The organism is Modicisalibacter luteus DSM 23508 (assembly GCF_000378505.1).
GTDB classification, from domain to species: domain Bacteria; phylum Pseudomonadota; class Gammaproteobacteria; order Pseudomonadales; family Halomonadaceae; genus Modicisalibacter; species Modicisalibacter luteus.
The window spans coordinates 341951-357100 of sequence record NZ_KB899990.1; the positions used below are offsets into that span (position 1 = coordinate 341951).

General features: G+C 56.2%; 11 protein-coding genes. 7 read left to right on the forward strand and 4 right to left on the reverse strand.

The genetic code is table 11. The features are described 5' to 3' along the window. Positions 1 to 89: 89 nt before the first annotated feature. Both F568_RS0104270 and F568_RS24195 read right to left on the reverse strand, forming a co-directional pair. Positions 90 to 1442 carry a NarK family nitrate/nitrite MFS transporter gene (locus F568_RS0104270; RefSeq protein WP_019017471.1) on the reverse strand — a complete coding sequence of 451 codons (1353 nt, stop codon included), beginning with the start codon at positions 1440 to 1442 and terminating at the stop codon, positions 90 to 92. 330 nt (positions 1443 to 1772) lie between these two features. Beyond that, positions 1773 to 4106: a S8 family serine peptidase gene (locus tag F568_RS24195; protein WP_169338647.1), complete on the reverse strand. Its 2334-nt coding sequence runs from the start codon at positions 4104 to 4106 to the stop codon at positions 1773 to 1775. 362 nt (positions 4107 to 4468) lie between these two features. On the opposite strand from F568_RS24195, the gene F568_RS26020 reads away from it, so the two are divergent. The 5 genes from F568_RS26020 to F568_RS23790 all read left to right on the forward strand — a co-directional run bounded on the left by F568_RS26020 (position 4469) and on the right by F568_RS23790 (position 10191). Then, the gene (locus F568_RS26020) at positions 4469 to 7258 is read left to right on the forward strand and encodes a cellulose binding domain-containing protein (RefSeq protein ID WP_083932968.1); all 2790 of its coding nucleotides are present in this window, start codon (positions 4469 to 4471) and stop codon (positions 7256 to 7258) included. A 446-nt stretch (positions 7259 to 7704) separates the two neighbouring features. After that, positions 7705 to 8286 carry an ANTAR domain-containing response regulator gene (locus F568_RS0104290; RefSeq protein WP_019017474.1) on the forward strand — a complete coding sequence of 194 codons (582 nt, stop codon included), beginning with the start codon at positions 7705 to 7707 and terminating at the stop codon, positions 8284 to 8286. Between the two features lie 9 nt (positions 8287 to 8295). Beyond that, positions 8296 to 9030: a CmpA/NrtA family ABC transporter substrate-binding protein gene (locus F568_RS26025; RefSeq protein ID WP_268247020.1), complete on the forward strand. Its 735-nt coding sequence runs from the start codon at positions 8296 to 8298 to the stop codon at positions 9028 to 9030. Beyond that, entirely contained in the window at positions 8999 to 9517 is a 519-nt protein-coding gene (locus F568_RS26030; RefSeq protein ID WP_268247021.1) for an ABC transporter substrate-binding protein, read from the forward strand. Before F568_RS26025 ends, F568_RS26030 begins: the two co-directional genes overlap by 32 nt. 131 nt (positions 9518 to 9648) lie before the next feature. Then, positions 9649 to 10191, forward strand: a complete 543-nt coding sequence (locus tag F568_RS23790) for a hypothetical protein (RefSeq protein WP_156817340.1) — start codon at positions 9649 to 9651, stop codon at positions 10189 to 10191. 193 nt (positions 10192 to 10384) lie between these two features. Here the strand turns inward: F568_RS23790 and F568_RS0104305 are convergent, their stop codons facing one another. Then, positions 10385 to 12058, reverse strand: a complete 1674-nt coding sequence (locus tag F568_RS0104305; protein ID WP_019017476.1) for a peptidoglycan DD-metalloendopeptidase family protein — start codon at positions 12056 to 12058, stop codon at positions 10385 to 10387. Positions 12059 to 12458: 400 nt separating this feature from the next. Between F568_RS0104305 and F568_RS0104310 the strand changes: the two genes are divergently transcribed. Then, a complete protein-coding gene (locus F568_RS0104310; protein ID WP_019017477.1) occupies positions 12459 to 13376 on the forward strand; it encodes a LysR family transcriptional regulator in 918 nt (305 codons plus the stop codon). A gap of 96 nt (positions 13377 to 13472) precedes the next feature. After that, positions 13473 to 14477, forward strand: a complete 1005-nt coding sequence (locus F568_RS0104315; RefSeq protein ID WP_019017478.1) for a glutathione S-transferase family protein — start codon at positions 13473 to 13475, stop codon at positions 14475 to 14477. Between the two features lie 32 nt (positions 14478 to 14509). Here the strand turns inward: F568_RS0104315 and F568_RS0104320 are convergent, their stop codons facing one another. After that, positions 14510 to 14962 (reverse strand): YaiI/YqxD family protein, encoded by a 453-nt coding sequence (locus F568_RS0104320; RefSeq protein ID WP_019017479.1) that lies wholly within the window; start codon positions 14960 to 14962, stop codon positions 14510 to 14512. Positions 14963 to 15150: the final 188 nt, after the last annotated feature.

Consider the following 15150-nt stretch of genomic DNA (forward strand, 5'->3'; position numbering starts at 1 on the left):
TTGGCGAAATCGCCATAGCCTAGCACGCCCAGCCGAACGCAAACCGCTGTCCCTCGGACGGCGGTTTGCGCGACTGGATGACCGAGGTGTTACCTCAGCGACAGCTCGGCTGGGGCGGCACTGCTGCCTGCCGCTTCGCGGTAGGCGGCGTCTTCCTCTGCCAGTACCTGAGGCGAGAAACGCACCAGCATGGTCGCGAAGGCGGCAATCGATACGGCAATGCCGAGGTAGAACAGGCCCTGCTGATAGGTCAGCGATTCGGAGCGGAACAGGAAGCCTGCCGCCACGGCACCGGCATTACCGCCTGCACCGACAATGCCGGCCACCGCTCCCAGCGCCCGGCGGTTGACGAAGGGTACAACACCGAAGGTGGCGCCCTCGGCCATCTGAGTGAAGAGGCTGAAGACCAGCATTATGCCGATGGCCAGCGTCAGCACGTGCATCTGCGAAAAGAATATCAGGGCCATGCCTTCGCACAACATGGCGATGAACAGCCAACGCACACGGCCCTTGAGGCCTCCGCTCTTGGCAAACAGGTCGGAGAAGACACCCCCCAGGGTACGGGCGAACAGGTTCATCAGGCCGAACAGGCCGGCGATCATCCCGGCCGTGGCCAGGTCGAGGTCGAAGGTGTCGAAGAAGTAGATGGCAGCAATGTTATTGATGGTCAGTTCCACACCGAAGCAAGCGGCGTAGATCACGAACAAGGCCCATACGCGAATGTCCTTGGCAGCAGCACCAAAAGTGCTGGCCATGCTGTACTCTTTTTCCGCCTTGGGCAGTTCGCCGCGTTCACGCAGTTCGTCGAAGTTGCCGTTGGGCGCATCCTGGGTGAAGAGATAGTAGGCGATGCCGGTCAGGAACAGCACGATGCCGGGCACAACCATGGCCAGGCGCCAGCCGAGCGTTTGCTCGACACCCAGCATCAGAATGCCAGCGAAGATCAGCGGCATGAGAATCTGTGTCGTACCCCCGCCGAGGTTGCCCCAGCCAGCGGTGGTCGCATTGGCGGTGCCCACCACGTTGGGGCCAAACATTACTGACGTATGATACTGAGTGATGACGAAGGAGGCTCCGATGGCGCCGATGGCTAGGCGCGCCAGGAAGAAGCTTTCGAAGCTGTCGGCGAAGCCGATCATCATTACTGGCAGCGAACCCAGGCAGAGTAGCCAGGTGTAGGCCTTGCGCGGGCCGATTTTGTCGCACAGTACACCAATGGCCAGACGCACGATGACGGTAATTGCCACCGAGGCGATGATGGTGTTCCCGATCTGGGTCTTGGTCAGACCGAGGTCGTCACGTACTACCGCCATCAGCGGCGCGATGCCAAACCAGCCGAAGAAACAGATGTGAAAGGCAAACCAGGAAAAATGGAAAGCCCGCATCTGGGGAGTGCTGAAGCTGAACAGACGAATCCTGTTGGCTTTGTTGCGAATGTCCATGGGACGGTCCTCGTCGAGTCGGTATCGAACACGGATGCATGGGCCTTCGGCATTGAAGGTCCGGTTCGACGCACTCGTACTTGGTCGCCCAAGCCTGGTCCACGTCCAATGATTATGGGTAAGCATATTTCATGCCAGTTATGTAACTAGCTGTTTATAAAACACTTGGTGGCGAAAGGCTTTTCACATCTCGAAAGTAAGGCAGGTAAGCCGGGACAACTTTGGAGCATGATGGGAAAGGGTTGCACAATGACGATGCAGGTGGGGGTAAGCTGGGTAGATGGCTGCTCCTCAGTCAAATACTATGACTGAGGAGCAGTAATGTTTAGGTTAAAACTGGTAAGCGTAATTAAGCATTGAGGCAAGCTCGTTGCTCGCTTTACGGTTATGTCCGGGCTGTATCGAATATAATAGATTCAACTGTACCTGGCTGCTTTCGGAAGGCATAAAGGCATAGCCGAACTCCACATCGCGCTGCTGGCCCGATGCTGCTAACGACACAGTACGGTCCTCACGAAGCACATGCCCATCCAGAGTACGCCCAACAGGGACGCTTAATGTTGCATTAGCGTTATCAATACGCATCGGTTGCCGCAGCGTCAATGCAGCCCGGTGCTTTTCGCCTTCCCATTGCAGGCCCATGGCCATTTCCTCGGTACGTATATCCTTGATGTTTTGGATCAGGCCGTCTCCAGACATCTCACCGCGGCCCTGTTCGTAGAATGCAAAAGCGGATAACTGCTCAGCAAACTGATAGTTCAATCGGGCGTTTTGCATGTTGATCTGATTGGTTTCACCAAAAGAAAAAGCGGCTGTGCCTTGGGCACCTAGCAAGCCATTATCTTCTTGGGCAATGCCAGTACCGATTGTGAGAGAAAGCTCATCCGTGAAATGGAAGGCCATGGCAATATCCGAACGGTTAGCTTGGTAACCCGAATCGAGAACGCTAGCGTTTTGATCACCGGGTTGGCCTGCCCAGTGCGAAGCGATAAGAGAGACTTTATCCCCTATTGAATATCGGCTGGTGATGCCGGAAACATGGCCTAATCCCTGCGTTAGGGGGCTGCCTCCCTGAAAGGACAGCATTGGCATAATATTTGACTCTGCAAACGGACTCATTGGGCTGATCTCATCGCCATCATATTGATAGGCTGACCAATGACTGCGGCCGAAGCGAGCATCCAGGCGGGCTGCAGTGGTTTCACCATAGCCGTTATAACGGGCCATAAAGCCAAAGCCACCTAGTTCGCTATAGGTTTCATCACGGTGTTCGCCAGAAACCAGGGCCATGCGCTCCATGCGTTTGCGTGTCATGTCATCGCGTTCATTCTGGCTAACGACATGCGGGGAGAGATCGACCTGATAGTCGCGGCCCAACTCATCGAACATTGCGACCTCATTTAGCACTCCAGAAGAGGCAAGTTCGTCTCCATAAGCGCCGGAGAGTTGAGCAGTGCTGTCGGAAAGGGAATACCCGCCTGCCTGGACGGTGCTACCGCTGGGCATGGCCAGTTCGCCTTGGGGTCGCATTGCTTCATCAAGGTCGGCCTTTCCTTGCCCTAAATAAAAATAACCGCAGTTCATATCTTTGTTAGGGCCGCATTCATTGCTATTATATAAAGATTCAGGAGAGGGATCTTTGTAGGCTGTATCCAATAGTAACTTCGACACTTGTTTAGCGTCCAAGTGTGGCCATGTCTCGATGATGGCGGCAGCGTAGGCGGCCACTTGGGGAGCGGCAAAGGATGTACCCCGTCCCACGCCATAAGTGTTGTCTGCACTGTCTACAGCAACCAATGTCTCTCCTGGCGCTGTCAGAAAGCGCGACTGCCAGTCTTTATTAGCACCAGGATGATTGCTGTACTCTGCTAACTGATTTCCATTCGATGCACCTACGATTAACATTCTTTCAAAGATGTCTCTATATTGCTCTTGGTAAATCGGATTGCTCGAGCTAATTGCTTTACCGTCATTTCCAGCTGCTACTGTGTAAACGGAACCCAAGCCTCCATTGCTAGTGGCTATTTTCTGCAATGAATCGATTGACTTAACGTCAAGATAAGAAGCTGTAGCATCAGGTGCATTAAGACGGCCGCTATAGCTGTGGTTGATAACCCGAGCTCCTTCATCGGCCAAGAAACCTACGCTGTAATCGAGTACACGAGTATAGGCGTAGAGAGAGTCCTCCTCGTTCACCTTGGCGAGCAGCAGGCCGGTGTTGGTTGACGTGCCGACAAGGCTGGTATCACTGGTAGGCTCCGTAGTCACAACAGAGGTCACCGCCGTGCCGTGCCAACTCGACGTACTGACATCGGGATTGTCAGGGGTGGCTAAATTTACGGTTCCCACGAGGTAAGGGGCAATACTGTTGTGTGTTGTTCGAAAGCCGGAGTCCGCGATACCTACCAACACGGAAACGCTATCCTTGCTGAGATAATTCGGTTCGCGATGCAGCTCGGGGGTTCCTGTCGTGTCACTGTCCTGATCAGGAGGCGGTGGCTCATTGCCTTGGTCGGGATCTATCGAGTCATCGCCAATATCAGGAGTTTTCGTGATAGGTGGAGGAGGACTGCTGCTGCCACCGCCACCGCCGCCGCCACAGCCCGTCAGGGCGAATGAAGTGGCTCCTAGAAGCAAAAACCATAATGCAGGCTTTCGGGGCATCGACCTCATACAAGTCCCTTTTGTCTAAGATTCGTCCCAAACACCGTATTGGCGCATGTGTTATAAAGAATGTTCGTTGTTATCTCTTGTAACTCCAATTTAATTAGAGTTAATTAAAGTAATGTGTGGTTAGCTTGTATATGTACTTTCTGATGCTTTTGGATGAGTCAAGCCAAGCGTAGCTTTCCCGCTCGAGCAATACAACGGTTAGAAGTGCCTTAACAGGCTTGGATAAAAGTGGCGCCAATCAGAGCGTTTTGGTTGCGCTTCGTTTCGTCTCGCTTGCCGATAGCTTCCAGGCGAAGCTAGGCTATTAGTTGATAAGAAGTCTTGAATGTTAGGCTGAAGTTAATGTACTGCTTATGGGAGTCGTTATTATGCCCCAGCACAGACACATCAACGATTTCCGAGGCAACTTCATTGATGGCGTCGCCAGGATTGGCCCGCGTGTTACCGCTGAAGAGCTAGAAAGAATAATAAGTGTGGCGCCAGAAGGTGGAACTGTGCGTTTGACCGAGGGCGAGTTCATCTTCAACGACTCCATCACCGTTAATCGTTCCGATGTTGCATTGTCCGGTGCGGGGGCAGGGAAAACCCAGATCACTTTCAGCGAAGCTGCACTCGCCAACGACCCGCTACACGGTATTTTCTTCAAGGGGGGCGGCACAACCAGTGTTGGTCATCTTCTGGCGAATGCGGCTGAAGGAAGCCGTACCCTGGCGCTTGGCAGTGGGCATCGACTGAGCGTCGGTGACACTGTACGTATCTTTCAGGATAACGATCCTGAGTATCTCGCCCAGTTGGGTGGGAGTACTTGGGTAGGCGATCAGAACTCAGCATTACGTACCAGTATGGCAAAAGTCGTCAGCGTCGAAGGCGACACCATCACACTGGATCGGGGGGTCCATTTCGACTTTGCAGCCGATGCGGCCCAGGTCCAACGAATCAACACCCTTGAAAACGTAGCGTTAGAGGGCATGACGATTGGGTATCAACTTGGCACACCCGATCCAGGAGCATTCACCAATGTGCTGCCAAGCCTAGAGCGTTATCGGGCCGTAGATTTCGATAGGACGTTTCAGAGCCGTATCGAGGACGTTCAGGTCATCAATGGCCCTTCGCAGGCCTTTGAAATCAATCGTTCGCTGGATATCACTGCAGATGGCTTGCAGGCACATGGCGCCTTCAACAAGGGCAGTGGCGGCAATGGTTATGCTTACGAGCTGCGTGAAAGCTACGATGGAAATTTTACCCACCTGGAAGATACAGGAATGCGACATAGCGTTCTGTTCGCTTCCTGGCGGTCTTCGGTAGGCAATGACATCCAGGTGGATTTCACGGATCGCGATATCAACTTTCATGGTGGCCCGGATCATGGCAACACCGTTCGCGTTGACCAGTCAATCCGCGATCCGGCTGTCGATGCCATGTCAACAACGCTGTGGATCAACCAGGGTGGTGAGACGTTTGGTGCGCCCACGGATCCCCAAGCCAATGAGGCCGTTTTCGAGTACGTAATCGGGTCGCGGCGTAACGATGTGGTGCAAGGGACTAATGATGGCGTCTACCTGGATGGCGCCCTCGGTCACGACACGCTAACCGGCGGTATAGGCAATGACCTGCTACAAGGGGGGCGTGGAAACGATATTCTTGAAGGTCAGGAGGGGAGTGATACGGCTTTTTTCACCAGTGCCTTCGGTTACTACCAGATCAGCCGGCTGAGTGATGGCAGACTTTTTCTGGACGGAAATAGTGACGACGAGATTCTTGACGGCGTGGAGAGGGCCATTTTCGCTGACGGGACGCAATACAACGTGCAAACAGGAAGTGTCTCTCAGGGAGCCATTCCTCAAGTTCCCTCGCCTGACGCTATCGTGAATGATAATGCTATGGCTTCTATCCAGGCTTATGAGGGGGAAGTAGCCTCGCCTGCCGCGGTTGGGTTGCCGATGGGCAATATTTCCACCTTGTCATTCCCTAATGAGCTTCATACTGATAGTCCCCAGGCAATCTCCGAAAGTGGTAAGAACGAGTCGGAACTAAGCACCCAGACACAAGTCTCTGGCAATCTCACGAGCGTCTGGGAGGGCGGTTACACTGCGGAGGTATTCGTGACGAATACCTCCAGCATGGCAATTGTTGACCCCTCGCTCATCTTCGATCTACCGGGCGAGATTCATACGCTGTGGAACGGTACGCTGACAAGGGATGATGGTCGCTATCGCATCTCGGATGACAACTCCGTAACGCTGCAACCCGGCGAATCCTGGCGTTTCGAGTACAAGGTATATGACAACAGCCAGACCCTGCCTGCCAACACGTCGGTCATCGGTGAGGTGGAGCCTCCCGTGAATGAGCCGGTCGACATTGCCAGCAATATTACAGAACTCTCCGCTGCAGGCTATACGACCGAAGTGATGGTTGAGAACACCTCGCCGACTGCTATCGCTGATCCTTCGGTCAGCTTCGACTTGCCGGCTGACATCCACACGTTATCGGATGGAACGCTGGAAAGGGATGGGGGACGCTATACGATATCCGATGACAGCGGTACGGCGCTTCAGCCTGGTGATATTTGGCGTTTTACCTATCTGGTCAGTGGCTCTCAGCAAGTGCTGCCCGAAAATGCTGTGGTGCAGGGGCAGGCTGAGCCTGCAAAAACCGAGCCGGGCCAACTGATCGATGTGGATGGCAATTCCCTGAGTGGCGACGCTGGCAGCATCATGACTGGCACTGGCAATGGAGAAACGCTCAACGGGCTGCGTGGAGATGATTACCTGACCGGAGCAGGTGGAGCAGACCGGTTGATTGGTGGTCAAGGGGCCGATTTATTGGCCGGAGGGGACGGTGCTGACACTTTTATCTACTTCTCTGCGCTTGAGTCCGTGCCGAGCAATAATGATACGTTACTGGACTTTAGTCGCCTCGAGGGTGACCGTATAGACCTGTCCGCAGTTGATGCCAATACCAACATGGATGGTCATCAAGACTTCACCTGGTTGGATAACGATACTGAGTTTTCCGGCCAGGGTGGGGAGTTACGCGCCTCGGGCAACTTCCTTCAGGCGGAAGTGAATGGTGATGCTGCCCCGGACATGGAGATAGAGGTCCTTGGGGTTGCTAGCCCTGTACAGAATGATGTGATCACTTGAAACCATGCTCAGGCATCACTTTTACAAACGGTAGAGTACATTGCATGGGTGCCGAGGCCTGAATCCTTCCTGGTAACTCGGCCTAATGTCACTGATATCTTCATTCGTATTGATAAGCTTTTCCCAGCATGAAGCCATGGCTACTTATTAGCATGGCTTCATTGTGTTGTGGCCATGCCAACATGCGCTGCCAAACCAAAACCTCTCTCAATCTCCATCGGTGCATTGCGCGCTCTTTTGGTGCGCATTTGTGAGCTGATGCTTTTGCATAGTGCGCTTTGGCAAGGCCATGCGCATGCCAGCCCGCCGTGGAGAGGGTCTTTAATGGCACGAAACCTGCAAAGGTAGGACAGAACCAGGCCTGCCCGAGGTACTGGCAATATGTCGGCGGAGAGTGCTCGTCAGGGGCAGGTCAAACAAGGCCTCCATCAGCATAGGGAGTAGGGATGGCTATCAGAGTGCTGATCGTGGATACCAAGAACGAGCGTTCCCAGGCTCTGGAGCAGGCGCTTGCCGAAGCTGGCTTCGACGTCGTGTCGACCGTGGACGAGCAGGACGACCTCTATGTCACCATGGAGGAGTTGCAGCCGGACGCCGTGATCGTTGATGCGGCGCTGCCCAGTCGTGACACGTTGGAGCATCTGGGCCAGTTGGGCAGGCGCTATCCCAAGCCGATGATCATGCTGGCCGAGGAAGAAACGCCCGATCTAACCCAACAGGCTACCCGGGCTGGGGTCAGTGCCTATGTGGTCGACAGCATCAGCCCAGCGCTGGTGCGGTCGATGCTCAATGTGTCGATTTCCAGTTTCGAGTCATTTCGGGCACTCAAGGGCGAGTTGAGCCGTACACAGGAAACCCTATCGCAACGCCGCGCGATCGACCGCGCCAAGGCCATGATCATGGAAATGCATGGTCTCGGTGAAGATGCGGCCTATCAATACATGCGAAAGACGGCAATGAACCGGCGCATGACGATTCATGAGTTGGCCCAGGAACTGCTGTCCGTCACGGGCAATAAAGGAAAGTAGGAGAAGCGCATGAACTCGACCCTGGTCACCGGTAATACTTGCGCGCCGGAGCTACGACACCTGACGTTGGGAATGCTGCCCCTCAACGATGCCGCGCCACTCGTGGTCGCATTGGAAAACGGCTACTTCGGCGACGAGGGGTTGGATGTCTCGTTAAGTGTCGAAACGTCGTGGGCCGGCTTACGTGATGGTATGCAGCTTGGGCTGCTCGATGGGGCGCAGATGCTGGCATTGATGCCCCTGGCATCGACGCTGGGGCTGGATGGGCGAGCGACGCCGATGATTTCGGCGATGACCTTGAACCTGGGCGGTAACGCCATCACGGTATCGCAAACGTTGTATGAGCGCATGCTTGAACATGACCCTGGCGCTATGCAGACACCTGTGGCCCAGGCCAAGGCACTGGCCCGGGTGATCGAGATGCAACGGCAAACCGGTGGCCCGAAACTGCGCTTTGCCAATGTGTACCCGTTTTCTTCGCATCGTTATCTACTGCGTTATTGGCTGGCGACGGGCGGCATCGACCCGGAAAATGACCTGGAGTTGCGGGTCGTGCCGCCACCGTTAATGGCCTACCAGTTGGAGTCGAGAAAGCTCGACGGTTATTGCGTAGGGGAACCTTGGAACCGGCTGGCAGCCAGTCGTGGCCAAGGGCGTGTGCTCTGTGGAAGCTTCGATATCTGGGGGGGGGAGCCAAGAAAAAATATTTGGTGTGCGCGAAGCCTGGGCCCAGCAGTACCCTAATACCCATCGTGCTCTGCTGCGAGCATTGTTGCGGGCCTGCGCCTGGCTCGACGAGCCCGGTAACCGAGAGCAGGCAGCAAGGTTGCTTTGTCTGGGAGGGTATTTGGACGTGTCGCCGACGGTCGTTGAAGCGGGGCTGCGCGATCTTCTGCAGGCTGCCGATCAGGAGGAGGGGAGGCTAGTTGGGGCGACCTTGTTTCACCGTCACGCCGCCAACTTTCCCTGGCGTTCACAAACGCTGTGGTACGCTCGACAAATGAGGCGCTGGGGTCATTTGGCCGGGGAGATTGATCTTCAGACCGCCATCGATCGCTGTGTTCGGCCCGATCTGTATCGTCAAGCGGCCGCTGATCTAGGAATCTCGGTGCCGTTGACCGATAACAAGATTGAAGGGGCACATGAAGCGCCTTGGCAATTGGAGGGGGATCGCGGCGACATACCCATGATGCCGGATCGTTTCCTGGATGGATGTCACTTCAAGCCTTGAGGCGACGATGAGGAAAAAGGACGACCTGGATCGAGTCCTGGCGTCCCAACCTTGACAACGCTGATCGGCTGGCATGTGATTCGTCATGGTGGCAGCGCCATCCCGGCCTGCCGGAGTGAGAGGGTTAAACCATGCAAGACATGCACTCATCTCCTGCCAAGATGTCTTCCCCGCTTTCCGACACAATGTACACCCTGGGCAAGCTGACTCGCTGCGTTTATCCCAATGGCGCGGACGCCAGTGTGACGGAGTTGATGTTGACGCAGCCGGCAACCGGCTTGGCCTGGCTGAAGCAGGCGTCCGAGGCGCGTAAGGTCTGCGACGATATCGATTATCTATTGTCACGCGTTCCTGGCGACCTGGTGGACCCGCAGGGGAGCATCTCGGCCAGCGATCAGGGCATGTTCTGGCTTGGCTATTACCAGTGGTCCGCCGAAATGCAGAAGGCCCAGTGGTTATGGCCTGCCGACTTGGCAGAGGCGAGTCTGTTTCTGTTTGGCGATACCTGGGAGGCGGAGCTAAGCACCGCGCTCGGCCTCACGGACCCACAGCAGGTTCGGCAGTGGTTGAGTGGCACGCGCGCCATTCCTGTCGGGGTCTGGGAGGACTTGGCGGGCCTACTGCAACAGCAACGTCCGGATTATCCAAGGCTGGATGCCATGCCAGTCCCTTGAGCTATTTTATGGCTATTGTTTCAGGAGCAAGGACGCTCCTGCCTTCCCTCTCCCTTACCTGGCCAGTCATATCTTGAGTGGCTCGGAACTACCCATGGCTCGAATGGCTTAATGGCCTGCTGAATAATGAGCCCAAAAAGCAAACTGCCCACCGTAGTGGTGGGCAGTGAAGCGGGCAAGGAGGTGGCTCGTATCAGGTACCATCAGGCCCGTTCGATGACGACGACGAGCGGCTGGCGACCACGGTGCCGTCGTTGTCGTTTTCCAGCTTGGCCAGGAGTTGCTGGGACTCCTTCTTGAATGCGGCCAAGGCCTGCCCGGTCAGGCTCTTGCTTTCGGGCAGCTTGACGCGCATCGGGTCGACCTGACTGTTGTTGACCAACACCTCATAGTGCAGATGAGGTCCTGTGCTGCGGCCGGTGTTGCCGGATAGGGCGATTTTCTGACCCATGCTGACGCGGTCGCCTTCGGATACCAGGCGCTTCGACAGATGCATATAGCGCGTCTTGTAACCATTGTCATGACGGATCACGAGGTAGTTGCCGGCACCGTTGGCCTGGAAGGCGGCCTTGACGACACGCCCGTCGGCGGGAGACGTCACCGGCGATCCCGAACGCATGGCAAAATCAGTGCCGCGGTGCGGGCTGATGCGGCCGGTGATCGGATGCTTGCGGCGCAGGTTGAAGGAAGAGCTGATCCGGTAGCTGCCACTGAACGGATGGCGGTCGAAAGCCGGATCGAGGCTATGACCGTCCGGGGTATAAAAACGGTCGTCTGCAGAGTTGCGAACGACAGTCAGGTCCATCTTGGCGCCTTCGTAGTGGGCAGCAAGAATACGTGAGTCGGTTGCCTTGCCTTCGATCATGTCGGTTTCGACCAAGACCTCGAACTTGTCACCACGACGCGTGTCGCGACGGAAGTTGAGTTTCTTGGAAAGCAGGGAAGATAGCTCGGCCACTTCTGTATAAGAGAGGCCAGTAGCACTGGCGGACTGGGCGAAGCTGCCGTTGACGGTGCCGGCAAACAGGCGCTCGGTGGCCTGGGCAGTCTTCTCGAAGCTGGTGACCTCAAAGCTCTTTTCTTCAATGTTGCGCTCGATCAGATAGCCAGTACGAGCGTTTTTCATGACACGCAGAGCCAACAGGTCGCCAGTTTCGCTGAGCTTGAAATCGAAGGTATCGCCGACACGCCAGCGCGTGAGTGCTTTCTTTTCCGGCATTTCGCCGAGCAGTTTCATGACCTCGCTGTAGCCCAGACCCAGGGTCCGCTCGGCCATTACTGCAAAAGTGTCTCCAGGCTGAATGGTGTAGGTTTCCCAGCTAGGTACGAAGACTTCATTGGCCGCCAGCTCTTCTTCGAGTTCGATGTCGCCATCGTTGAGGATCAGCGGATCGGCGGAAAGATCCTCGTACGACGTGCCGCCGATATCCTCGTAATTTTCGGCTTCCGGTGCATTCCAGGGCAATTGCATGGCGAGGTGCAGGGCCTGGGTATCGAGTTTGGCAGCGTCCTTAACGGAAGGTGCGGCGGCGACGGTAGCGACCGAAGCCGCCTTGAGAGGTGCCGCGATGCTGCCGCTGTCGCTAGAAGACTTGGCCAGAAAGCTGACATCCACGACTTCATGGGCCGTCAGGCTGGCCAGTGGTACGGCCTGTTGCGTGGCGTCGCTACTCGTTGTCTCGCGCGGCTGTTGTATCGTGCCGCTGGCGAGCGGGGGCGTCGCTACCTGCGGTGACGTATCGGCGTGTGCCTGGAGATCGGCCGGCAGGGATACGCTGGGAAGATTGACCGCGACGAGGGTCTGGGGGCTTTCGCCACGAGTATCGAAAGCCGAAATAATCTTGTGCGTACCCAGCACTGTAACCATGGTGGCTACAGGTAATATAAGTAACTTATGCGTGCGGGGTAGCGAATGAAGGATTCGCAGCATGATGGCCTGGTAACGTGTCAAGTGAATAGAAATAGGCGAAGGAACCTTAACCCATCGAGACACGTCATGCCTAGCTGTACATAATTACAGGTATTAAACTTATAGCCAACGGCTACAAGAAGTTACCTTTTTGGGGGCTCTTACATGCCAAGCCTCGGCAAATCTTAAGGCAGGCTCAATAGCCTACCGAGCCAGACCTACCCGGTCAACGGGCTATTTGCGCTCAATCGCGAAGTGTTGGCCCAAGTTCAATACCTATTTAAAGTCAATATCTGTCATTAATCACTTTTCCAAGGGATGAGCGCATAATCAGCGTATTTCATTCGAGGAACGCGAAATGTCACGAGTGACATTGGCACAATGGCAGATGCTGGCCGCTGTCATTGATCATGGCGGCTTCGCGCGAGCCTCCGAGGCCATTCACAAGAGTGCTTCCACACTTAATCACGCGGTCCATAAAATGGAAGCCCAGCTCGGCGTCCAGCTGCTCGAGCCGGCGGGGCGACAGGTCCGCCTGACCGAGGCCGGAGAGATGCTGCTGCGTCGCGCACGACAGCTGATCGAGAATGCTTCGGCGCTGGAGGAAGTTGCCGCCAGCCTGGCAGAAGGACTGGAAGCCGAGGTGGTTCTGGCCGTCGATCAGATCTTTCCTGCCGATGCCTTGGCCCATGCTCTGGAAACCTTCTCTCGAGATTATCCTCATGTACGTGTCCAACTCCATGAGACGGTGCTAAATGGCGGCATCGAGATGCTCTATGATGGACGGGCCGACCTCGTGGTGTCAGGCCTGGCGGCGCAAGGTTTCCTTGGCGAGCCCTTGGCAGCGCTGCGCTTCATCGCCGTCGCTCATCCGAACCATCCTCTGCATCGGCTGGGCCGTACCCTCGACCTGCGCGATCTGGTCCAGCATCGCCAGCTGGTAGTGCGGGATTCAGCGCTGCGCCAGGCCATGAATGCCGGTTGGCTCAAGGCGGAGCAGCGCTGGACGGTGAGCCACCTGGCCACCTCGAAGGATATGCTGTTGCGTGGCCTGGGCTTTGCCTGGTTCCCCGAGACGCGTATTCGGGAGGAGCTCGACAGCGGGCAACTTGCGGCATTGCCGTTGAGTGCCGGTGGCATCCGCGAGGTGCCGATGCAGCTGATCTTCAGCGATCGGGACCGGGCCGGGCCCGCCGCGCACGCCATGGCTCGGGCGCTGGCCGAGGCAGTCGGTATATGTTGTCCGGTGCATGAACGGTTCGATCGCATCGAATGAAATCCCGAAAAACTTGCGCGGTAGCCCAAGGCATTACGGTTTACGCTGTCTGTAAGCGACAGAAAAGTCAGTAACAGCGAACCGGGAGACGACCGCATGGGTCTTTTGATCGACGGTAAGTGGCACGATCAGTGGTATGACACCAAGAAGCATGGGGGCGAGTTCGTGCGCGAGTCGTCCAAGCTTCGCAGGTGGGTGACCGCCAGCGGCGAGCCTGGGCCACAAGGGCAGGAGGCTCTTCCAGCCGAGGGGGATCGCTACCACCTTTATGTCTCGCTGGCCTGCCCATGGGCACATCGCATCTTGATCATGCGCAAGCTCAAGGGGCTGGAGCGGCTTATCGGGGTGTCACACACCAGCCCACTGATGCTTGACCAAGGCTGGAGCTACCACGTGGCCGAGGGCTCCAGCGGCGACCCGCTCAATGGTGTGGACTTTCATCATCAGCTTTACACCCTGACACAGCATGACTATACAGGGCGGGTTACCGTGCCGGCGTTATGGGACAAGCTCGGCAAGCGAATCGTGAACAATGAATCCGCCGAGCTGGTGCGTATTTTCAATGATGCCTTCGACGATCTCACCGGCAACCGGCTGGATTTCTATCCATCCGATCTGCGCGACACCATAGACGCAATCAACGCCGACGTTTATGACAACATCAACAATGGAGTCTACAAGTCGGGGTTCGCTACCGAGCAGGATGTTTACGAAAAACACGTCGCGGCGCTGTTCGAGGCGCTGGATCGTATCGAAGCTCGGCTCGATGAGCACCGCTATTTGGCCGGGGAGTGGCTGACCGAGGCGGATATTCGCCTGTTCACCACGTTAGTGCGCTTCGATGCCGTCTACTACGGTCACTTCAAGTGCAATCTGCGCCGCATCGAGGACTATCCCAACCTCTCGCATTATCTGCGCGAGCTATACCAGTGGCCGGGCATCAAGGAGACGGTCGATTTCGATCACATCAAGCGCCACTATTATTATAGCCACGACACCATCAATCCGACGCGCATCGTGCCGAAGGGACCCATGCTGGCGCTGGAGCGTCCTCACGATCGCGAACGGTTATCGGGGCGCGGCATTCGGGAGAAGAGATAAAAATAAAATAGTGGCTGGCTTTCATAGTTAGATTACGCCTTGTTTCTTGCCAGCCAGCGATCCAGCGCATTGGCGAACTCGCGCCGTTCGACGTCCCCGTAACCCTTGGGGCCGCCGGTATGTTCGCCGCTGGCGCGCAGTGTCTCCATGAAGTCGCGCATCTGGACCCGGGCACGAATATTGTCCGGTGTCAGCGCCTCGCCACGGTTAGTCATTACGTCCGCACCCTTGTCGAGTGCCTCCATGGCCAGCGGCAGGTCGGCAGTGACCAACAAGTCTCCCGGGGCGATGCGCTGAACTATCTCGTTGTCTGCGGCATCGAAGCCGCTCGATACCGACAGTGGTTTAACCCAGCGTGACGGCGGCAGGGGCAAGGTATGGTTGGATACCATCCACGCTGTAACCTGGGTGCGCTCGGCAGCACGTATCAGAATATCTCGCGCGGCGCGCGGGCAGGCATCGGCGTCGACCCAAAGGGTGGGCATCGATCAAGGCTCCAAAATTTGCAGGTGAATAAAATGTAGAAAAAAGCCTCACAAGCGTGTAGTATGCCATCTCCTCGCATGTGTTGACCCCCACCATCCTAATTGATTCGACCCCAATGATGCCTTAAGGCAGGGGACGTATCTGTCACGGCGCATTGAAGAGGCTCCCGACGAGCCGACGAGCGAGC